The 20,291-nt window shown below is 71.4% G+C and carries 22 protein-coding genes; 8 read left to right on the top strand and 14 right to left on the bottom strand.

Translation table 11 applies throughout. From position 1 onward, the window contains the following. Positions 1-16 precede the first annotated feature (16 nt). Entirely contained in the window at positions 17-1,747 is a 1,731-nt protein-coding gene (gene ggt / locus KF737_RS04310; protein ID WP_296450709.1) for a gamma-glutamyltransferase, read from the top strand. A gap of 119 nt (positions 1,748-1,866) precedes the next feature. Here ggt and KF737_RS04305 read toward each other — a convergent pair whose 3' ends face one another. The 4 genes from KF737_RS04305 to KF737_RS04290 form a co-directional block, all read right to left on the bottom strand. Then, positions 1,867-3,342, bottom strand: a complete 1,476-nt coding sequence (locus KF737_RS04305) for a sensor histidine kinase (RefSeq protein ID WP_296450707.1) — start codon at positions 3,340-3,342, stop codon at positions 1,867-1,869. 55 nt (positions 3,343-3,397) lie between these two features. Further along, positions 3,398-4,435 (bottom strand): quinone-dependent dihydroorotate dehydrogenase, encoded by a 1,038-nt coding sequence (locus KF737_RS04300; protein WP_296450706.1) that lies wholly within the window; start codon positions 4,433-4,435, stop codon positions 3,398-3,400. Between the two features lie 118 nt (positions 4,436-4,553). Continuing rightward, positions 4,554-4,886, bottom strand: a complete 333-nt coding sequence (locus KF737_RS04295) for a DUF952 domain-containing protein (RefSeq protein WP_296450704.1) — start codon at positions 4,884-4,886, stop codon at positions 4,554-4,556. Then, the gene (locus KF737_RS04290; protein ID WP_296450703.1) at positions 4,883-5,380 is read right to left on the bottom strand and encodes a histidine phosphatase family protein; all 498 of its coding nucleotides are present in this window, start codon (positions 5,378-5,380) and stop codon (positions 4,883-4,885) included. The genes KF737_RS04295 and KF737_RS04290 overlap by 4 nt, the downstream gene beginning before the upstream one ends. Before the next feature lie 101 nt (positions 5,381-5,481). Between KF737_RS04290 and KF737_RS04285 the strand changes: the two genes are divergently transcribed. The 3 genes from KF737_RS04285 to KF737_RS04275 all read left to right on the top strand — a co-directional run bounded on the left by KF737_RS04285 (position 5,482) and on the right by KF737_RS04275 (position 8,182). Beyond that, positions 5,482-6,639, top strand: a complete 1,158-nt coding sequence (locus KF737_RS04285) for a homoserine O-acetyltransferase (protein ID WP_296450701.1) — start codon at positions 5,482-5,484, stop codon at positions 6,637-6,639. Further along, on the top strand, positions 6,636-7,361 hold the full coding sequence (gene metW / locus KF737_RS04280; RefSeq protein ID WP_296450699.1) for a methionine biosynthesis protein MetW: 726 nt from the start codon (positions 6,636-6,638) through the stop codon (positions 7,359-7,361). Before KF737_RS04285 ends, metW begins: the two co-directional genes overlap by 4 nt. A gap of 308 nt (positions 7,362-7,669) precedes the next feature. After that, the gene (locus KF737_RS04275) at positions 7,670-8,182 is read left to right on the top strand and encodes a hypothetical protein (RefSeq protein ID WP_296450697.1); all 513 of its coding nucleotides are present in this window, start codon (positions 7,670-7,672) and stop codon (positions 8,180-8,182) included. Between the two features lie 225 nt (positions 8,183-8,407). On the opposite strand, the gene KF737_RS04270 is transcribed toward KF737_RS04275, so the two are convergent. From KF737_RS04270 to KF737_RS04260, 3 genes are read right to left on the bottom strand one after another with little or no spacing between them, the layout of a single operon-like run. Further along, positions 8,408-9,160 (bottom strand): hypothetical protein, encoded by a 753-nt coding sequence (locus tag KF737_RS04270; protein ID WP_296450695.1) that lies wholly within the window; start codon positions 9,158-9,160, stop codon positions 8,408-8,410. A 28-nt stretch (positions 9,161-9,188) separates the two neighbouring features. Beyond that, entirely contained in the window at positions 9,189-9,533 is a 345-nt protein-coding gene (locus KF737_RS04265) for a P-II family nitrogen regulator (RefSeq protein ID WP_296450693.1), read from the bottom strand. Between the two features lie 42 nt (positions 9,534-9,575). Further along, positions 9,576-10,334 carry a class I SAM-dependent methyltransferase gene (locus KF737_RS04260; protein WP_296450691.1) on the bottom strand — a complete coding sequence of 253 codons (759 nt, stop codon included), beginning with the start codon at positions 10,332-10,334 and terminating at the stop codon, positions 9,576-9,578. 72 nt (positions 10,335-10,406) lie between these two features. On the opposite strand from KF737_RS04260, the gene gloB reads away from it, so the two are divergent. Then, positions 10,407-11,168, top strand: coding sequence for a hydroxyacylglutathione hydrolase (gloB, locus tag KF737_RS04255; protein WP_296450689.1), 762 nt, complete (start codon positions 10,407-10,409; stop codon positions 11,166-11,168). A gap of 846 nt (positions 11,169-12,014) precedes the next feature. On the opposite strand, the gene KF737_RS04250 is transcribed toward gloB, so the two are convergent. From KF737_RS04250 to KF737_RS04235, 4 genes are all read right to left on the bottom strand, one after another. Continuing rightward, positions 12,015-12,512 (bottom strand): hypothetical protein, encoded by a 498-nt coding sequence (locus KF737_RS04250; RefSeq protein ID WP_296450687.1) that lies wholly within the window; start codon positions 12,510-12,512, stop codon positions 12,015-12,017. Positions 12,513-12,564: 52 nt separating this feature from the next. Then, the gene (locus KF737_RS04245) at positions 12,565-13,296 is read right to left on the bottom strand and encodes a DUF4908 domain-containing protein (protein ID WP_296450685.1); all 732 of its coding nucleotides are present in this window, start codon (positions 13,294-13,296) and stop codon (positions 12,565-12,567) included. Between the two features lie 152 nt (positions 13,297-13,448). Next, the gene (locus tag KF737_RS04240) at positions 13,449-14,174 is read right to left on the bottom strand and encodes a beta-ketoacyl-ACP reductase (protein WP_296450684.1); all 726 of its coding nucleotides are present in this window, start codon (positions 14,172-14,174) and stop codon (positions 13,449-13,451) included. 52 nt (positions 14,175-14,226) lie between these two features. Continuing rightward, a complete protein-coding gene (locus KF737_RS04235) occupies positions 14,227-15,402 on the bottom strand; it encodes an acetyl-CoA C-acetyltransferase (RefSeq protein WP_296450682.1) in 1,176 nt (391 codons plus the stop codon). Between the two features lie 172 nt (positions 15,403-15,574). Between KF737_RS04235 and phaR the strand changes: the two genes are divergently transcribed. Next, complete coding sequence (gene phaR, locus KF737_RS04230) at positions 15,575-16,216, top strand: polyhydroxyalkanoate synthesis repressor PhaR (RefSeq protein WP_296450681.1); 642 nt, start codon at positions 15,575-15,577, stop codon at positions 16,214-16,216. Between the two features lie 161 nt (positions 16,217-16,377). Further along, positions 16,378-16,596, top strand: coding sequence for a hypothetical protein (locus tag KF737_RS04225; RefSeq protein ID WP_296450677.1), 219 nt, complete (start codon positions 16,378-16,380; stop codon positions 16,594-16,596). A gap of 107 nt (positions 16,597-16,703) precedes the next feature. Here KF737_RS04225 and KF737_RS04220 read toward each other — a convergent pair whose 3' ends face one another. The 3 genes from KF737_RS04220 to KF737_RS04210 all read right to left on the bottom strand — a co-directional run bounded on the left by KF737_RS04220 (position 16,704) and on the right by KF737_RS04210 (position 18,556). Beyond that, on the bottom strand, positions 16,704-17,018 hold the full coding sequence (locus KF737_RS04220; RefSeq protein WP_296450675.1) for a helix-turn-helix domain-containing protein: 315 nt from the start codon (positions 17,016-17,018) through the stop codon (positions 16,704-16,706). A gap of 233 nt (positions 17,019-17,251) precedes the next feature. After that, positions 17,252-17,722, bottom strand: coding sequence for a hypothetical protein (locus KF737_RS04215; protein ID WP_296450673.1), 471 nt, complete (start codon positions 17,720-17,722; stop codon positions 17,252-17,254). Between the two features lie 108 nt (positions 17,723-17,830). Next, a complete protein-coding gene (locus tag KF737_RS04210; RefSeq protein WP_296450671.1) occupies positions 17,831-18,556 on the bottom strand; it encodes a glycosyltransferase family 2 protein in 726 nt (241 codons plus the stop codon). Positions 18,557-18,611: 55 nt separating this feature from the next. Here KF737_RS04210 and KF737_RS04205 point away from each other — a divergent pair, with 55 nt between their 5' ends. After that, on the top strand, positions 18,612-20,291 hold the full coding sequence (locus KF737_RS04205; RefSeq protein WP_296450669.1) for a glycosyltransferase family 39 protein: 1,680 nt from the start codon (positions 18,612-18,614) through the stop codon (positions 20,289-20,291).

Here is a 20,291-nt window from a genome sequence, read left to right as displayed (position 1 = left end):
GGAGCCTGCCCGTCCCGTGAAGTCGCCGTTCCTGCCGCTGGCCCTCGCCGCGTTCGTCTCCGCCTGCGCCGTCCCGCAGGACACCCTCGCCCAAGCTCCGGCAAAGGCGCCGCCCGCCAAGGCCGCCGCGCCCGTCGGGGCCAGGGCGATGGTGGCGGCCGCCAATCCGCTGGCGGTGGAGGCGGGCCTGAAGGTGCTGCGCGCCGGCGGCACGGCGGTGGATGCGGCGGTGGCCGTGCAGGCGACCCTGGGCCTGGTGGAGCCGCAGAGCTCGGGCCTCGGCGGCGGCGCCTTCATGACCTACTACGACGCCAGGACGAAGGCGGTGACGGCCTACGACGGCCGCGAGACCGCGCCGATGGGCGCGACGCCGCAGCTCTTCATGGACGCGGCGGGCCAGCCGCTGAACCGGGGCGTGGCGATCCTCTCGGGCCGCTCGACGGGGGCGCCCGGCGCCATCGCCATGCTGTCGCTGGCGCAGAAGCAGCACGGCAAGCTCGCGTGGAGGGACCTGTTCGGCGAGGCCGAGCGGCTGGCCGACGGCGGCTTCCCCGTGCCCGGCCGCATGGCCGCCGCGGCCGCCAGCCGCGCGGGCCAGGCCGCCACGCCCGACGCCGTGAAATACTTCACCAAGGCCGACGGGACGAAGGTCCAGGCCGGCGAGATCATGCGGAACCCGGCCTACGCCGCCACCGTCCGCAAGATCGCCGCCGAGGGCCCGAAGGCGCTGCTGGAGGGCGAGATCGCCCAGGCCATCGTCGACAAGGTGCATGAGGGCGACATGCCCGGCACGCTCAGCCTCGCCGACCTCGCGGCCTATAGGCCCAAGAGCGGGCCGGGCCTGTGCCGGCCCTACCGCATCTACATCGTCTGCACGCCGAACGCCCCGTCCGGCGGGCCGGCGGTGCTGGAGGCGCTGGGCATCCTCGAGCACACCGACATCGCCAGCCATCGCAACGACGTCGAAGGCTGGTACCTGTTCAGCCAGGCGAGCCGGCTGATGTACGCCGACCGCGACCGCTACATCGGCGACCCCGACTTCGTGGAGGTCCCGGTCGACGGCCTGCTCGACCGGGCCTATGTGGCCGAGCGCGCCCGGCTGATCGGACCCACGCCGGCCGCGAGCGTCGCCCCGGGCAAGCCGAAGGGCGCCGGCCCGCGCGCCCCGGACGCCACGAAGGAGCCGGGCGGCACCACCCATTTCGTGATCGTCGACCGGTGGGGGAACGTGGTCTCGATGACCACCACGGTCGAGAGCATCTTCGGCTCGGGCCGGATGGTCCACGGCTTCTTCCTGAACAACCAGCTCACCGACTTCTCGTTCACGCCGCAGGACCGCGACGGCGCCCCGGCGGCCAACGCGGTGGCGCCCGGCAAGCGGCCCCGCTCGTCGATGGCGCCGGCCATCGTGCTGGACAGGAACCGCAACTTCGTCGCCGCCGTGGGCTCGCCGGGCGGCCCCTCGATCCTGGCCTACAACCTGAAGGCCCTGGTCGGCATGCTGGACTGGAAGATGCCCGTGCAGGACGCCATCGCACTGCCCAACATGATCGCGGGCGGCAGCTTCTACGCCGCCGAGGTCGACAGGTTCCCGCCCGAGCTGCGCGCCGGCCTGGAGGCCCGCGGGGTGAAGCTGACCAACGGCTTCGGCGCCGAGGGATCGGGCCTGCACGGCGTCGAGGTCACGCCCAAGGGCCTGCGCGGCGGCGCCGACCCCCGCCGCGAGGGCGTGGCCAGGGCGCCGTAGCGCCGCAGGCTTTCCGATTGAACCGCGGAATGCGCGGAATTCCGCGGAAGGAATCCGGGTCAGCTTTCCGCGTCATTCCGCGTATTCCGCGGTTTCCGGAAAGGGGACGCCGACGCGGCTCAGGCCTCGCTCTTCGCGCGCCTGACCCGCGGTTTCGCCCGCGGCGCGCCGGGCAGGCGCAGTTCGAAGACCGTGCCTTCGGGGCCGGTGACGGAGAGCGCCAGGTCGCCGCCGTGGCCCTGGGCCAGTTCGCGGGCGATGGCGAGGCCGAGGCCGGTGGAGTCGGGGCGGCCCGAGCCGGCGAAGGGCTGGAACAGGCGCTCGCGGATGCGCTCGGGCACGCCGGGGCCGTCGTCGGACACGCGGATCAGGCTGGAGCCGCCGGCGGTCTCCAGCGAGACCTCGATGCGGCCGGCGCCCTCGCGGCCGTCCTGGTGCTCGATGGCCTGGCGGGCGTTGCGCAGCAGGTTCACGAGGATGCGGTGCAACTGGTCCGGATCGGCGGTGACCTGGTCGGCGGCGGCCACCTTGGAGACGAACGTCACGCCCGGCCCCGGCACGCGCGCCTCGGCGGCGGCCTCGCGCAGCGCCGGCGACAGCTTCACCACCTGCGGCTCGGGCGCGGCCTCGTTGGTCTTGCCGTAGACCAGCACGTCGGCGGCCAGCTTCACGGCGCGGTCCAGCGCGCGCTCCAGGCGGGGCAGCGCCTGGCTGACGGTGGGGTCCTTCGACGCGGCCAGCCGCTCGGACGCGAGCTGGGCCGAGGTCAGCATGTTCTTCAGGTCGTGGTTGATCTTGGCCACCGCCTCGCCCAGCGCGGCCAGCCGGGCGCGGGACTGGAGCGCGGCGCGCAGGTCGGCCTGCATGCGGTCGAGCTCGGCCTCGGCGCGACCGATCTCGTCCCGGCGGCCCGAGAGCTGGATCTGCGCGGCGGGGTCTTCCGGGTCGGCGCGGAACCGCTCCATCGCGAACGTGATCCGCCGCACGGGCCGCACCAGGAAGAGGTTCAGCGCGAAGTAGACGACGAAGCCGGCCAGCGCCGAGACGCCCGCCACGATCGCCACCAGCCGCCACAGGTAGCCGGCCAGCGCCCGCTTCAGCTCGGCGTCGCCGGCCACGAACTCGATGAAGTCGGCCTCCTTGCGCAGGCGCGGCTCGGCCACCACCCGCATGCGGCCGCCGTCGCCCAGCAGGGTCTGGAAGGGCGCGAGCAGGGCCACGCCGGTGGCGCGCGGCCGCAGGTCCACGACATAGGGCGCGCGGGCCGGCCGGTTGGCGGCGAACACGAGCGACCGGACGCCGTCGATGGAGACGGCCACGATCTCCACCCCGGCGCCTTCGAGGAGCTGGGTCTTCAGGTGCTCGGAGACCACGCGGTCGGGGGCGACCTCGGGGGCGAGCGAGGCCAGCTCGGCGGCGCGGACACGGTCCAGCAGCCACTGCGTCTCGTAGGCCGCCATGGCCGGCGGGATGGCCATCGCGCCGCCCAGCAGGGCGAAGACGACGGTGAGGACCAGCAGGCGCGCGGAAAGGCCGCCGGGCCAGAAGAGGCGGCGCCTGAACTGCCGGAAACCGTCGCTGGGCGCCTCCGCCATGGTCCCTTTCGACTTGATGGGCCCGACTTAATGCTCCGGAGGGCCCGCGGCTAGGCTAACGCGCAGCCGCCGCTTCGGCCACGGACCGGAAGCCGTCGGCCTGCAACATCGCGGCTAGGTCGCGCTTGATCCGGGTCACCAGGCCGGGGCCCTCGAACACCAACGCCGAATAGAGCTGAACGGCTGCGGCGCCGGCGCGGATCTTGGCGTAGGCGTCGGCGCCCGAGGCGATCCCGCCCACGCCGACCAGCAGGAACCGGCCCGCCGCCGCCTCGCGGAACCGGCTGAGCACCGCGGTGGACGGCCCCATCAGCGGCGCGCCGGACAGGCCCCCGGTCTCGGATGCGGACCTCGACCGCAGCGGCGGCCGCGCCACGGTGGTGTTGGAGACGATGACGCCGGCCAGGCCGTGGGCGGCGACGGTCTCGGCGATGGCCTCGATCTCGGCGTCCTCCAGGTCGGGCGCGACCTTCAGGAACATCGGCGCGGCGACGCCCTGCGGCAGGGCGTCGGCCGTCTGCACCAGCCGGCCCAGCAGCTCGTCGAGCGCCGCCTTCGTCTGCAGGGCGCGCAGGCCCGGCGTGTTGGGCGAGGAGATGTTGATCGTGAAGTAGGACGCCATGCCCCAGAGGCGGCGCAGGCCGGCGGTGTAGTCGGCGAGGCGGTCCTCGGAGTCCTTGTTGGCCCCCAGGTTCGCGCCCACGACGCCGGCGCCCCGGCGCGCGAGCCGGGCGGCGAACGCCTCCAGCCCCGCGTTGTTGAAGCCCATGCGGTTGATCACCGCCCGGTCCTCGCTCAGGCGGAACAGGCGCGGGCGCGGATTGCCCGCCTGCGGCTTCGGCGTGACGGTGCCGCACTCCACGAAGCCGAAGCCCGCGGCCAGCATCGGCCCGAACACCTCGGCGTTCTTGTCGAAGCCCGGCGCCAGGCCCACGGGGTTGGGCAGCGCCATCCCCGCCAGCTCGGTCGCCAGGATGGGCGGGTCGGCCGGCGCGCGGGGACCCAGGCCCAGCTTCAGGCCGGCGATCGCGAGCCCGTGGGCGTCCTCGGGGTCGAAGCCGCGCAGCGCCCGAGTGGCGAGACGGTGGATCATCTCCCCTCCCCCTTGCGGGGAGGGGCCGGGGGTGGGGGTGCGCTCGCCCGGAACACGGCGCCGACACCCCCTCTCCCAACCCTCTCCCCGCAAGGGGGAGAGGGCTCAAGGCGTCTGCTCATACCGGCATCCTCGGGACGCCGTCGGGACCCAACGGCGCCTCATGAACGGCGTGGACGTCCTCCACCGGAAGCGTCCCGTAAAGGTGCGGGAACAGGTCGCCGCCGCGCGACGGCTCCCACCTCAGCGCCGCGCCCAGGTCGTCGCCCTCGACCTCCAGCACCAAGAGACCGGCCTGCCCGGCGAAGTGGCGCCGCGCCGTCTCGCCCGCCTGCGCGGCCGTGGAGAAGTGGATGTAGCCGTCCTGGTGGTCCACCGCCGAGCCCTCGAACCGTCCGGCCGCCTCGGCCGCCGTCCATTCGGATCGGGGCAGGATCTTGTAGATCCTCAATGATACCGCCCGGGGAAGAACAGCCCGTCGTAGTGCGGCCGCCCGTTGGCGTCGATCAGGAAGACCGCCGCCGCCGCGGTCGGGAAGTTGCGCCGCGCCTTGCCGATCAGGTCCGGCGACGCGCCGCCCTCCTGCAGGAGCTGGATCGTCAGCTCCTGGAGCCCGGGGTTGTGGCCCACGATCATCAGCGTCCGGCACGCCTCGCCGGCCTGCTCGGCCGCCGCGCGGATGGTGCCGGAATCGGCGTGATAGAGGTGGTCCTCGATGCGCATCTCGGTCCTGGCGAAGATCGGCTGCATCGCGGCCCAGGTGTCGCGCGTGCGCGCCGCGGACGACACCAGCGCCACGTCGGGCGTAAAGCCCAGGCCCGCCAGGTGCGCGCCCATCCCGGCGGACTCCTCCTGCCCGCGCGGCGCCAGCCGGCGGTCGAAGTCGTCGCCGCTCGCGGAATCCGGCTCGGCCTTGCCGTGCCGAAGGAGGATCAGCCGATCCATGGACGCTCCCTAACCCCAGCGGTTCTTAGCGTAGGGGGCGACCTTCGCAAGCCATTGACACCCCCATTGACACTCAGGGACGCAGGCGGTCCAAGGCGCGCATGACGGCGCAGGGCCCGATCCAGGCGGAATTCGAGGCGGGCGGCGGGACCTGGCGGTTCCCGGCGGACCGGCCCCTGCGCCTCGATTCGGGCGCCCGGCTCGCCCCGCTGGAGATCGGCTACAAGACCTACGGCGCGCTGAACGCCGACAAGTCGAACGCCGTGCTGGTCTGCCACGCGCTCTCCGGCGACCAGCACCTGGCCTCGACGCACCCGGTGACCGGCAAGCCCGGCTGGTGGGACCGCTTCGTCGGCCCCGGCAAGCCGCTGGACCCCGAGCGCCACTTCATCGTCTGCACCAACGTGGTCGGCGGCTGCATGGGCACCACCGGCCCCGCGTCGATCGACCCCGCGACCGGCGAGGCCTACGGGCTCAAGTTCCCCGTCATCACCATCCGCGACATGGTCCGCGCGCAGGCGATGCTGATCGACGCCATGGGCATAGACACCCTGTTCGCCGTGATCGGCGGGTCCATGGGCGGCATGCAGGCCCTCCAGTGGGCGTCCGACTATCCCGAGCGGGTGTTCAGCGTGGTGTGCATCGCCGCCGCCGCGCGCCACTCGGCGCAGAACATCGCCTTCCACGAGGTGGGCCGCCAGGCGATCATGGCCGACCCCAACTGGATGAGCGGCGCCTACCTGACCGCGGGCGTGCGGCCCGAGAAGGGCCTCGCGGTCGCGCGCATGGCCGCGCACATCACCTATCTGTCGGAAGCGGCCCTGCAACGGAAGTTCGGCCGCGAGCTGCAGCGCGACGGCCTGTCGTGGGGCTTCGACGCCGACTTCCAGGTGGAGAGCTACCTGCGCCACCAGGGCGCCAGCTTCGTCGACCGCTTCGACGCGAATTCCTACCTCTACATCACCCGCGCCCTCGACTACTTCGACCTCGCCGCCCAGCACGGCGGCGTGCTGGCCCAGGCGTTCGTGGGCGCGCGCAGGGTGAAGTTCTGCGTGCTCTCCTTCTCGTCCGACTGGCTCTACCCGACGCCCGAGAGCCGCGACGTGGTCCGCGCCCTGAACGGCGCCGGCTGCCGGGCCAGCTTCGCCGAGATCCAGACCGACAAGGGCCACGACGCCTTCTTCCTCGACGAGCCGCTGCTGGACGCGACGCTGAGGGGCTTCCTGGGCGCCCAGGCGCAGGCGCGAGGGCTGGCGTGAGCGGCGCCCCTCCAGCCTCCATCCGCGAGGACTTCGCCGAGATCCTGAAGCTGGTGCGGCCCGGCGCGCGCGTCCTCGACGTCGGCTGCGAGGACGGCGAGCTGCTGGAACTGCTCACCCATGAGAAGCAGGTGGACGGCCAGGGCCTGGAGATCAGCGCCGAGGGCGTCGCCCGCTGCGTGGCCCGCGGGCTGTCGGTCGTGCAGGGCGACGGCGACCGCGACCTCGACCATTTCCCGACGCGCGCCTTCGACTACGCGATCCTGAGCAAGACCCTGCAGCAGATGCGCGAGCCCCGGCACGTGCTCTCCGAGCTCCTGCGCATCGCCGAGCAGGCGGTGGTCTCGGTGCCGAACTTCGGCCACTGGAAGGTCCGCTGGGCGCTCTTGAGCCGCGGCCGCATGCCCGAGACCGGCGCCCTGCCCGAACCCTGGTGGTCGACGCCCAACATCCACCTCTGCACCCTGCGCGACTTCGTGGGCCTCTGCGACCAGTTGGAGCTGCGCATCGACGCCTGCGCCTCGTTCGGCGGCGGCCAGCCCGCCCGCGCCATCGACCCGCGCGCGCCCATCGAGAACTGGCGCGCCGAAACCGCCCTCTTCCTCCTCAGCCGCAAGCGCGAGCCGGAACCGGCCGCCGCCCCGCCCCAGAACCTCTTCGGCGAAGTCGACCTGCCGAAGGCGGACGAGCCGGCCCCGAAGAAGCGCCCCCGCAGGCGCTAAGCGCCCTCACCTCCCCCACTGCGGCAGCAGTGGCGGGAGGGGGACCGCTCGCCGACCCCGGCGAAGGCCGGGGGAAGAGCGAGTGGTGGAGGGGGCGAGCCCCACCCACCGAGCTCGCCGCGCGCGCCCCTCTCTCTCGTCATCCCGCGACTTGTTCGCGGGACCCATGAACACCGTGGTTCAGGAGGGGTTGGCGGAGACGCCGCCGCACCCCGCCACCCGCCTCCCGCGATCTTGGGTCCCGCGAACAAGTCGCGGGATGACGAGCATTGTTGACGCCTGCGCTCTAGTATGTTCTTGATTTGTTCATGTCCACGACCGACGCCGCATCGACCCAACTGCACGAGCTCGCCGAGTTCGGCATGGGCCTCGTGCGCCGCATCGCCGTCGCCGTCGACGCGGACCCGGACACCCAGACCCTGATCGCCCTGGCCGACGCCCACTGCGACGTCGCCCGCAGCGTGCGCCAGTCGATCGCGCTGCGCCTGCGCATCGCCAGCGGCAGCTTCGAGCGCGTGCAACCCCGCCCGGAAGCCGACCCGGACGCCGAGCCGGAGGAGCGCAAAGAGCGGGGCGAGTACGCCGAACGCTGCGACTGGAACGAATACGAACGCCCCGACTGGGAGACGCCGCTGCTCCGCCTCACCGGCGACCCGGCCCACGACGAGGCCGTCATCCAGGCTGCGGTCGCGGCCGCCGTCGTCAAGATCCGCAGGAGCTACGCCAAGGCCCTCGCGGTCCTCGACCCCGAGCGCAAACCCACAGGCCGGACCAAGCTCCTCGCCGGCTCTGCGCTACTACGCCTTACCGACACGTCCTGACGGACGCGCTCTCCCGACATCCCTCTCCCTGAACGTCATGGCCGGCCTTGTGCCGGCCACCCATGAACACCGATCCAGCCAAGCTCGCAGCGGCCCCCGCCGCGGGCCCCATCCGCGCGTCTGCGCGTCTGGATGGCCGGCACAGGGCCAGCCATGACGTTCCTCGTGGGCGTGCTTGAGAACCGCGAACCTACCGCGCTTCGCCCCCGACAGGACGCCCCCAGCTCAGCGCACCCGGATCACCTCGGTCCGGCCGTACTTCAGGATCAGCCGCCGGAGCTGGAGCGCCGTCGGGCCGCGGGGGGCCGGCGTCACCGCGTACTGGCGGCCGGCCCCGCCGGCATAGCTCGCCGGATCGTTCGAGAGCAGGCTGACACGGAGGACCTCGCCGGTGTCCTGGCGCAGCGCGAAGGCCTCCGGGTAGTCGATGTTGAAGTTGGCGACGGTCATGCGGACCAGGCCGCCGGCCGGGCGGCGGCCCCAGGTGCGCACCGCGTTGGTCAGGCTGCCCATCAGCGTCTGGCGCATCTCCGCCTTCTGCGGCGTGTCCGGGTCGAACCTCGGCTCGCACGCCGTCGGCAGCTCCAGGCGCACCCGCTCGGACCTCCCGCCATACACGCGCCGGCGGTCGCGCTCGAAGGCCGGCTCGCCGCGCAACAGGTCGATGTTGTAGCCCGAGCGCTGGGTCACCACCGGCCCGGCCGCGCGGGCGACCACGACATAGCTGTCGGCCCACTTCGGCGTGCGCGGCACCGCGCGCATGTCCTCGCTCCAGGCGTAGGCGGTGCGGCCGTCCATCCGGACGTCCAGGTGGACGGTCTGGCCCAGCCGCGCGTAGGGGTCGCCCCACCAGACCCGGCTGAAGCAGACGTGGCGCTTCAGGGCCTCGGCCACGTCGCGGTTCGTCAGGTCCGCCGCCGCGGCGGGACCGGTTGCGATGAGCGCCAGCGCCGCGCCGACGAGCCGGACTGCGCGCATGGGGTCGGGGCGCATGGGCGTGGGCGGATCAGCCCGCGATGGCCGCCGCGTCCTGCTCGCCGGTGCGGATGCGCAGCGCCCGCTCGAGGTCGAGGACGAAGATCTTGCCGTCGCCGATCTTGCCGGTGTTGGCCGTCGTCTGCAGCGCCTCGACCACCGCCTCGACGATGTCGGCCGGCACGGCGATCTCCAGCTTCACCTTGGGCAGCAGCTTCACCTCGTACTCGGCGCCGCGGTAGACCTCGGTCTTGCCGCGCTGGCGGCCGTAGCCGCGCACCTCGGTGACGGTGAGGCCCGAGGCGCCCGCCTCGGTGACGGCGTCCAGCACGGCGTCGAGCCGGCTGGGCTTGATGATCGCGATGATCAGCTTCATGCGCCGGTCGCTCCGAATTCGGTGGCTTTCCAGCCTGTGAAGCTAAGGCCTTCGTCGTGGCGACGCCAGCGGTCTCGCCGAGGCGGCCGGAACGCCGGGCGCGGGGACCAGCGCCGGCCGCGCGACGCGGGCGCGGCGGCCCTGCGGCTTCACCGCGAACGTCTGCTTCACCGCCTCCATCAGGAGCAGCCCCGCGAACCCCGGCCACAGCCGCGACCCCGCCTGCTCGAACCCCTCGGCCCAGCCCGCCATCCAGCCGACCGGCGGCACGTAGAGCGCCCGCGTCCAGCCCGAGGGCTCGAGGTCGGCGTCGCGCAGCAGCTCGGCGAGCTGGCCGCGGGTGTAGGGCCGGCCGTGGCCGAAGGGGGTCTTCTCGGTGTTGGCCCACAGGCCGTTGCGCGAGGCGACGGTGATGATCGCCTTGCCCGAGGGCGCCAGCACCCGCCAGACCTCGCGCAGGTAGCCCACCGGATCGGGGCTCTCCTCCAGCCCATGCACCACCAGCACCCGGTCGAAGAGGGCATTCTGGAACGGCAGGGCGTCCTCCGGCGTCAGCGTCGCCAAGTTGGGCGCCTCGGCCGGCCACACCTCGACGCCCTGTAACGCCGGCATGCCGGCCACCACGCGCCGGGCGGTGGCGCGCAGCGGCCCGACGAACGGGGTGGCGTACCCCAGCGCCAGCAGGTCCAGGCCATGGGCGTCGCCCCAGGCCTCGGTGAGCTTGCGCTCCACCATGGCCCGCGCCGCCCGGCCGAGGTCGGAGGCGTAGAACTGGCGAAGCTCGAGGACGTCGCGGCGCATACCGGTCCTGGCTAAGCTCGACGCGCGCCGTCGGCCAGCCTAAATCAACGAAGGTCCGCCGGGAGTTCCGCCATGCCGCTCACCGTCCACCAGTTCCCCTGCCTCTCCGACAACTACGGCTTCCTGGTCCGCGACGAGGCGACGGGGCTGACCGCCTGCATCGACACGCCGGAGGCCGGCGCGGTCCTGCGCGAGCTGGAGAGCCTGGGCTGGGACCTGGACCTCATCCTCAACACCCACTGGCATCCGGACCACGCGGGCGGCAACGCCGACATCAAGGCCATCACCGGCTGCACCATCGTGGGCCCCAAGGAAGTCACCCGCATCGCGCCGCTGGACCGCGAGCTGGTCGAGGGCGACACCGTGCAACTGGGCGAGACCGCGTTCCGGGTGCTCGACACCGGCGGCCACACCCTGGGCCACATCACCTACTTCGACGCGGCCGACCGCATCGCCTTCGTCGGCGACACCCTGTTCGCCCTGGGCTGCGGGCGGCTGTTCGAGGGCACGCCCGAGCAGATGTGGGCCAGCCTGCAGAAGATCGCCGCCCTGCCCGACGACACCACCGTCTACTGCGCCCACGAGTACACGGCCTCGAACGCCCGCTTCGCGCTCTCGGTGGACGATTCGAAGGCGCTGAAGGACCGCGCCGCCCAGATCTTCGCCGCCCGCGACCGCGGCGAGTGGACCGTGCCCACCACCATCGGCCTGGAGAAGGCCACCAACCCGTTCCTGCGCGCCCCGCAACTGGCGGAGCGCATGGGCGCGTCGGGCCAACCCGACGCCCGCGCCTTCGCCGCCGTCCGCGAAGCCAAGGACGCGTTCAAGGGCTGACCTGCCGCTGCGCGCTTTCGTAGCTATAGTTGCCATTTTGTTCTTGACTTAGGGCCCGCTTTATGCGAGGTTTGCGGTGCGCTGCTCACTGCGTAGCCAGCCGCGATAGCGGCCAAGGCCCCGCAATACGGACTGCGTTCAATCCCAGACACAACACGTCATGGCGATCAATCGCCGTGTCGCGCAGCCCGTGGAGAACGCGAATGGCATTCAGCCAAGTGAATCCCGCACGCCTTGAAGGCGAGACGCTGAGGCGTTGGTACTCACGAACGCCCGATGAAGTCGAAGAGGAGCGACGGCAGAAGGCCGAGCGCGCGTACAACGCATTCTTCTTCTCGAACAAGCAGCCCGCCCCGCAGGGCTCCCAAGCATGCGCGTCGTGCGAGAAGCACGGCGCGTTGGATAACCAAGGCTACTTTGCAAGCCATGTCGAAGGAAACCGGTGGAGAGCTACGCGAGCGCCCAGACAGGAACCGATGGCGAGGGGCCTCGCCGGTCGCACGGAGGAACCATGCACCAACGCCGCTTGCCATCGTCCCCCGACGCCAGCCTTACCTCCCAATGGCGGTTGGTTACCGCTCCCGCCGGACAGCTTCCCACGCATAGGAGATGGAGGAGGACCTGCCTCCGGCGCGGGTCGGGAGAGGCACCCGCAATGTGAAATGCAGGACAGGCGCGACCGTGCCATTTGCGGTGAGCAGCCCACCGAACGCGCGAAGGCAGCGTGTCATGCAAGCGCGAGTGAGAGGCGAGCGTGGTGCGACTCTCACGAAGGCGAGATCGGAACGCCGCCCCTAACTACAGCTCGATACAAGGGTGGCCGGTCGTATCCCTGAGGAGTGGACTTCAGGCTTGAGCCCACTCTTCGATACTTCGGTGAATCTCCGAAGAGAAGGAGTAGGCGTTGATCGAAGCCTCGTCTGGATCTTCGTCGAAGGTCCACAGATGGAGGTAGCGCCAGGTCGCTTCGAGGCACACCGCCGCCATGCTCCGCGCCCCCTCCGGCATAAGGAGGGTGGCGCTGAGAGCAGCGGCAGTCGTTGGTGTTTGCGAGACTTGGATTTGACCAACCTCCTCCTGCTCGCCTGGGCCGAAGCGGACATCCGTTCCAAACGGTCTGATCCAAACTCGAATCGCATCGCCCCGGTGGCGCGCAGGCGCAACCACCCGGCCATCGATATAGAATCCCTGAACGACGTTGAGCCCGCCCTGGAACCGATACTCCGGCGGCGTCAGGTCGGAACTGAGGCCGACATGCAAGTTGCCTTCCCACGCTTCGATCTGAATCAACAGCCTGCCATCGGCGAAGCTTGGTTCTGAACTCGGCTGATCATGATGCGTCATCGTCGGAGTGTGGCGTTGTCCCGACCAGCCGCCAACGCGTTTCGGCGCTGGCCTACTGCGCGCTCGCCACCTTCATGATGCGTTTGGAGGACGGCCGGCCGGCGAGGCCCTGCTCGGGGGCCACGACGATGCGCAGGACGCCGTCCTTCAGGGTGACCGCGGGCTTCTTGCCCTCTTCGAAGCGGACGATGTTGAACTGGCCCAGGACGGTGCGGCCGCCGCGGCGCTCGGCCATGCGCACGAAGGCGAGGCTGGTGACGACGGCGGCGTCGCCCACCAGGGCCGATCCGGCCGGCGTCACCCGGCGGGCCTCGAAGACGATGGTGCGCCGCGCGATCCGGCCCGAGCGGTAGCTGGCCTGCAGCAGCCGCTCGCCCAGCGCCGCCGGGCTGAGCGGCGGAAGCCTGAGCGGGAAGCCGCCGCCCGCCAGCGAGACCGCCTCGCCGTTCGGCCGCTCGTCGGAGAACAGCGTCAGGCCGCCGAGCCGCGTGGCGCGCAGCACCGGCTCGCCCAGTTCGTCCTTGTAGATCACGTCGCCGCGCGGCGCGGGGCTCGGCGCCAGCACCCAGACCTCGGGGCTGTCGTCGAACTTCAGCATGGGCACGCCCTGGCTGCGGTCGAGGACGAAGACGCGGCCCTCTTCCGAGACGAATCGGGCCAGGGGCGGGCCGGCGATCTCGCCGCCGGGGCGTTTCAGGAGGCTGTCGCGAAGACGGTCGGCGGGGCCCGCGCCGGCCGGCAAGGCGACGCCGGACGCGGCCGCGCCCAACAGCGCCGCGATCATGGCCCTCCTCGACGCCGTCCGCTCACCTTCCATTGCACTCATGGAGATGCCGCGTGATCGGGGCGTTTTTTCGACGCCGGTGGGGCCGAGCGCGGTCAGCAGAGGTGGAATCCACTTTTGCGCCCGGACCACGCTCTGCTTTCGGGCGGGCGCTACCCGACCATGTACTGGCCGCCGTTGAGCGCGAGCGTGGTCCCGGTCACGTAGCCCGCCCGTTCGCCGGCCAGGAACGCCACCATGTCGGCGATCTCCTCGCCCTTGCCGAGCCGGCCCACCGGGATCTGGGCGATGATGCCCTCCAGCACCTTCTCCGGGACCGCCTGCACCATCTCGGTGTCGATGTAGCCCGGCGCGATGCAGTTCACCGTCACGCCCTTGCGGGCGTTCTCGAGGGCCAGCGCCTTGGTGAAGCCGATCATGCCGGCCTTGGCGGCGGAGTAGTTGGTCTGCCCCATCTGGCCCTTCTGGCCGTTGATCGAGCTGATGTTGACGATCCGGCCCCAGCCGCGGTCGCGCATGCCCTCGATGACCTGGCGGGTCATGTTGAACAGCGAGTCCATGTTCACGCGGATCACTTCCGACCACTGCTCGGAGGTCATCTTGTGGAAGACGCCGTCGCGGGTGATGCCGGCGTTGTTGACCAGCACGTCGATGGGGCCGAGTTCCTGCTCGACCCGCTCGGCGGCGTGCTTGCAGTCGGCGAAGTTCCCGACGTTGCCCTTCACCACCACGATGCCGAGTTCCTTGGCGCAGGCCGCGGCGGCCTCGTCGTTGCCGGAATATCCGGCCGCCACCAGCATCCCGTCGGCCCTCAGCCGTTCGACGATCGCCCGACCGATGCCACGGGTTCCACCCGTGACCAGCGCAACCCTGGCCATTCCGTCCGTCTCCCTATGTCGCCGTCACCACTGTGAGCGTGGCTTGCGGCTGTCAGACCTTCTCCACGCACATCGCGACGCCCATGCCGCCGCCGACGCACAGCGTGGCGAGGCCCTTCTTCGCGTCCGTGCGGTTCATCTCGTGCAACAGCGTGGTCAGGATGCGGGCGCCCGAGGCGCCGATCGGGTGACCGATGGCGATCGCGCCGCCGTTCACGTTGACCTTGGCCGGGTCGAGGCCCAGCTCGCGCACCACGCAGAGCGACTGGGCGGCGAACGCCTCGTTGCTCTCGATCAGGTCGAGGTCGGAGACCTTCCAGCCCGCCTTCTCCAGCGCCTTGCGGCTGGCCGGGATCGGCCCCGTGCCCATGATCTCGGGGTCGACGCCGGCGTTGGCCCAGGACGCGATGCGCGCCAGCGGCTTCAGGCCGCGCTTCTTCGCCTCCTCGGCGCTCATCAGCACCAGCGCGGCGGCGCCGTCGTTCAGGCCCGAGGCGTTGGCCGCGGTGACCGAGCCTTCCTTGTTGAACGCCGGGCGCAGGCCCGACATGGCCTCGATGGTGGCGCCGTGGCGGATGTACTCGTCGTCGGCGACGACGGTGTCGCCCTTGCGGCCCTTGATCGTCACCGGGACGATCTCGTCCTTGAACTTGCCGCCCTTCTGCGCGGCCTCGGCCCGGTTCTGGGAGCCGACGGCGAAGGTGTCCTGGTCCTCGCGGGTGATCTGCCAGCGGGCGGCGATGTTCTCGGCCGTCTGGCCCATGTGGTAGCCGTGGAAGGCGTCCCACAGGCCGTCCTTGATCATGGTGTCGATCAGCGACAGGTCGCCCATCTTCTGGCCGCCGCGCAGTTGCTGGGCGTGCGGCGACTGGCTCATGCTCTCCTGGCCGCCGGCGATCACGATGTCGGCCGAGCCGTCCATGATCTGCTGCGCCGCCAGGGCCACGGCCCGCAGGCCCGAGCCGCAGAGCTGGTTCAGGCTCCACGCCGGGCTCTCGACCGGGATGCCCGCGTTGACCGCCGCCTGCCGCGCCGGGCCCTGCCCCGCGCCGGCCTGCAGCACCTGACCCATGATCACTTCCTTGACGTCGCTGGCCTGGATCCCGGCCCGCTCCACGGCGGCCTGGATGGCCAGCTTGCCCAGCTCGTGGGCCGGCAGGCTGGAGAGCGCGCCGTTGAACGAACCCACCGGGGTGCGAGCGGCGGAGACGATGACGATGTCGGTCATGGCTTGATCCTGAAGCGTTTTTCAGCGGGCCCTGAAATCTGTATCGGCCTCACGTCGCGGCGCCGCAAGGCCCCTTCGTGCTTGCGATGCCATTTGCTTCTGTCCTCGCATCCGCGATACTGCGGTGCAGAAAATGCGGCGACTCTCCTGTCGGCCGCGATAAGGATCAGGGATGGCTGACACCCAGGATTCCGGGCCCGACGCCGCAGGGGCCGCCCAGACGGGCGAACGCGTCGTCATCAAGAAGTATGCGAACCGCCGGCTCTACAACACCGCCTCCTCCAGCTACGTCACGCTGGAGCACCTCTCGGAAATGGTGAAGCAGGGCGTCGACTTCGTCGTCTACGACGCCAAGACCAACGAGGACATCACCCGCACGGTCCTGACCCAGATCATCTTCGAGGAGGAGGAGAAGAGCCAGGGCCAGTCCCTGCTGCCGATCCAGTTCCTGCGCCAGTTGATCAGCTTCTACGGCAACTCGATGCAGGCCTTCCTGCCCAGCTACCTCGAGCTCAGCCTCGCCAGCTTCACCCAGCAGCAGGAGCGCCTGCGCAGCCAGCTCTCGACCTTCGGGCAGGCGGGCGGCATGGCCGCCTACGAGGACCAGATCCGCCAGAACCTGCAGCTCTTCGACCGGGCGATGAAGATGTTCTCGCCCTTCGCCTACGCCCCTGCCGCCACGGCCCCGAAGGCCGAGGAGCCCGCCCCCGCGACTCAACCGCGGGGTGAATCCGCACCCGATGAGGCGTTAACACTCTTGCGCAAGCAGATGGCGGAGATGCAGGCTCAGCTCGACAGGCTCGCGAAGGGCTGAGTCGACCGGGCTGGTTGTGGCCCACGTATTGCAGGTTGTGCGACAAGATGTCCCGCATCGACCGCATCAGACGCGCGGTCCAGGCGCGATCGGCGTCGAGGACCGAGGCGGACTCCGTCGAGCAAGGCGGGGAAACGTTCTCGCCTAACCTGCCGGTCGCCGTGGGCCCGGTCCCTCAGCCGCGCAGCTTCCGCGAGGACCGCCGTCGCGTCGAAAGCGAGTTCGCCGCCCAGGTCCTGGGCCAGGACGGCCAGCGCCGCGGCCTGCGCGCCGGCGCCGGCATCGTCGACATCGCCCAGGCCGCCTACAACCGCGTCGAGTGGTCGGGCGCCTACGACCGCCGCGCCCGCAAGGGCCGCCAGGCCCGCACCGACATCTGATCCAGACTGAACGTCATGGCCGGGCCTGTCCCGGCCATCCATGCACGCCGTCGGTGCGGAAGGGCTTTCCGACGCCCGTGTGCATGGGTTCCCGGCCGGGATGACGCTCATGGCGTGGACTTGATCCTCGCCAGCTCGGTCTCGAGCGCGGCCACGCGGCGTTCGAGTTCGGCGATGCGCGCCTCGGGCGACGCGCCCGGCGTGGGCGTCGAGACGCCGGCGCGGTTCGCCACCTCGGCTGGCGTGACGCCCAGCAACTCGGCAAAGGCCGCCACCTGCCCGGCGGAAACTTCCCGCTGGTCCTTGAACACCTCGGCGAGTTCGACGGCGGACAGGCCCGCGACGGCGGCCATCAGCTCGCGCGAAAGGCCCCGCTCCGAGAGCTTTTCGTCGAACCAGGGGGCGTCGAAGAAGAGGGCCATGGGTTCCGGCTCGGCTGGCGCCGGACTTGCTTAACCAAGTTCGAAAGCCACCGCCACGGACGCTCCGATGCTCGTCTTCCTCTCCCGCTTCGTCGATGTCGCGGTCGTCACCCTGATCCTGTCGGCCTTCACCTGAGGCCGGATGGGCCGGAACCGCCGTCCGCGGCGCGCCCGGATTATCGAAGGAACCGCCCATGGCCGCCATGCCGGGCCGGCCTCCAGCAGACCCGAGTCTATTGCGCCAGAGGGATGAGCCTGGTGCGGATGAAGTCGACCCGCCCGAGCAGCATTTCGGCGTACTCGCGGGTCGGAGCAACCGGGATCGGGTAGCTCTCCGAGAGGTCATGCCCGTCCATGACGTTGTCGGCCCAATCCTGAGCGATGGCGCAGTAGAGTTGGAGGGCCAGCGCCGGCGTAGGCGTGTCGTCGGTCTCAAAGTGCATGAACGGCAGATCACCGACCACGACCCAGCGCTCGCAGTCCTCGGGCCGTCCGCCCGGTAGGAACCGCAGCAGATAGAGTCCCAGGATCGGAGCGACCCCGAACGCGAACACCAGGTCCTCGACCGGCATGCTCCAGGTCGCAGCGTCGACGAACGCGCGAGCCTCCGCAGTCAACGCCCCGATCGCCGCGACCTCCTCGTCGCTTTCATAGTCGATGTCGAGACCGACGGGCCATCCGCCCCTGTCGACGAGTTGGGTCATGCCGAAAACGATAGCTGTCCGCGCGGCTCCGTCAAGAACAGATGATGAACAATCAGGTCCACCCCAGCACGTAGCGCGCCTAGGAGGCGCCCGGCTGACGCGGTGATCCTAGACCTCGTCCACCCCGCCCGGGTTCCGCGCCCGCGACTGCAGCCACATCACGCCGAGGAGGTCGCTGAGCGAGGCCATGAGGCGGCCGAGGTTGGTGTATTTCGACCGGCCCGTCTGGCGGTGGCGGTGGTTCACGGGGCGGAACGCCACCTGGTAGCCCTCGCGCAGCATCAGCGCCGGCAGGTAGCGGTGGATATGGTCGAAGTAGGGAAGCCGCAGGAAGGCCTCGCGGCGGAACGCCTTCAGGCCGCAGCCGGTGTCGTTGGCGGTGTCCCTGAGCAGGCGCTTGCGCACGCCGTTGCCGACGCGGGACGCGAGCTTCTTGGCCCGGCTGTCCTGCCGCTTCACCCGCTCGCCGCCGACCAGGGCCAGTTCGGGCGGGCCGGCGTCCAGGGCGTCGACCAGGCCGGGGCCGTCGGCGGGGTCGTTCTGGCCGTCGCCGTCGAGGGTGACGATCACCGGCGCGCGCGCCGCCAGGACGCCCGAGCGGACGGCGCGGCTCTGGCCCGAGTTCTTCCGGTGCGCGAGGATCCGCAGCTCGGGAATCTCGCCCGCCAGCGCCTTCAGCGCCGCGCGCGTGCCGTCGCGGCTGGCGTCGTCCACGAACACGATCTCGAACGCGCGGCCCGCGAACGCGGCGGCGATCTCGCGCGCCAGGGCCGGCGCGGCGCCCTCCTCATCGTAGACGGGGACCACAACAGAGATGTCGGGCATTGAAGCCATCAGCGCCTCATAGCGGAAAAGCCGCGGCGGGAAAGGATCGTGCTATCTGGGCGAAATGACGCTGGAGCGGACGATCGAGCGGTGGAGCGGCGGCTGGCGCGGGCCGGCGCTGGCGGCGTTCATCGCCTTCCTGGCCGGCCTGCCCGGCCTGATCGCCGTGCCGCCGCTCGACCGTGACGAGGCCCGATTCGCCCAGGCCACGGCCCAGATGATCGAGAGCCGCGACTATGTGGTGATCCGCTTCCAGGACGCGCCGCGGTTCAAGAAGCCGGTGGGCATCCACTGGCTGCAGGCCGCCAGCGTGCGCCTGCTCTCGGCGCCCGAGGCGCGGGCGATCTGGGCCTACCGCATCCCGTCGCTGCTGGGCGCCATGCTGGCCGCCGCCGCCTGCGCCTGGGGCGCGGCCGCCTTCTTCGACCGGCGCTCGGCGCTGTTCGCCGGCGCCATGCTGGGCGCCTCGTTCCTGGTCTCCACCGAGGCGTTCATCGCCAAGACCGACGCGGCGCTGACCGGAACCATCGTGCTGGCGATGGCGGCGCTGGGCCGGCTCTACGCCGCGCGAGGCGACGGACCGCCGGCGCCGCGGGGCACGGTCTGGATCTTCTGGGGCGCGCTGGCGGCCTCGATCCTGATCAAGGGGCCGGTGGGGCCGATGGTCGTGGGCCTGGCGATGATCGCGCTGGCGCTCTGGGACCGGCGCACCGGCTGGCTCGCCGGCCTGAAGTGGTGGTGGGGGCTGATCGTCGTGCTGGCGGTGGTGGGGCCGTGGGCGGGGGCCGTGACCGTCGCCACCGACGGCGGTTTCTGGACCGAGGCGGTCGGCGGCGACCTGGCGCCCAAGCTGGCCGGCGGCCAGGAGACCCACGGCGCGCCGCCCGGCTACCACACGCTGCTGACGCCGATCCTCGCCTTCCCGATGACGCTGCTGCTGCCCGCGGCGGCGGTGGCGGCCTGGAAGCATCGCGCCGAGCCTGGCGTGCGCTTCGCCATCGCCTGGCTGGTCCCGACCTGGATCGCCTTCGAGCTGCTGCCGACCAAGCTCGTGCATTACACGATGCCGGCCTATGCGGCGCTGGCGTGGCTGGCGGCCCGCGCCCTGGCCGAGCCCATCGGCGCGGCGGCGCGCTGGCTCGGCGCGGGCCTCGTGGCCGTGGTGGGCCTGGCCCTGGCGGGCGGGGTCTTCTACCTGCTCTCGCTCTACGGCGACGGGAGCGACGCGTGGGCCGCGACGGTCGCGGCGGGCCTGCTGGCGGCGGCCGGGCTGACAGGCGCCTATCTGATGGTCCGCCGGGCGCCGCAGGCGGCGCTGATCGGCGCCCTGGGTCTCGGCGTCCTGGGCCACGCCGTGCTGGCGGCGGGCGTCCTGCCGCGGCTCCAGCCGCTCTGGCTGTCGGCGCGGCTGGAGCGGGCTCTGGACCGGGCCCGCCTGCTGCCGCGGCAGGGCGTGGCCGAGGCGCCGGTGGCCGTGGCGGGCTTCGCCGAGCCCAGCCTGGTCTTCGCGCTGGGCACGGCCACGGAACTGGAAGGCCCCGCGGAAGCGGCGCAGGCGGTGGTCGAGAACCGGCCCGCCATCGTGGAGGGTCGCGAGGAGGCCGCGTTCCGCGAGGCGCTCAAGGCCCGCGGCGGAACCGCGCGGCTGGTCGCGGAAGTGGACGGGATCAACTACTCGAAGGGTGATCCCATGGCGCTGAGGGTCTATGTGGCGCCGGACGTGACAGTAGACGAGGCGAAGTAG

The organism is Phenylobacterium sp. (assembly GCF_019636135.1).
Classification (GTDB): Bacteria; Pseudomonadota; Alphaproteobacteria; order Caulobacterales; family Caulobacteraceae; genus Phenylobacterium.
The sequence above is the reverse complement of the archived record's forward strand: the minus strand, read 5'-3'. Positions and strand labels throughout refer to the sequence as shown.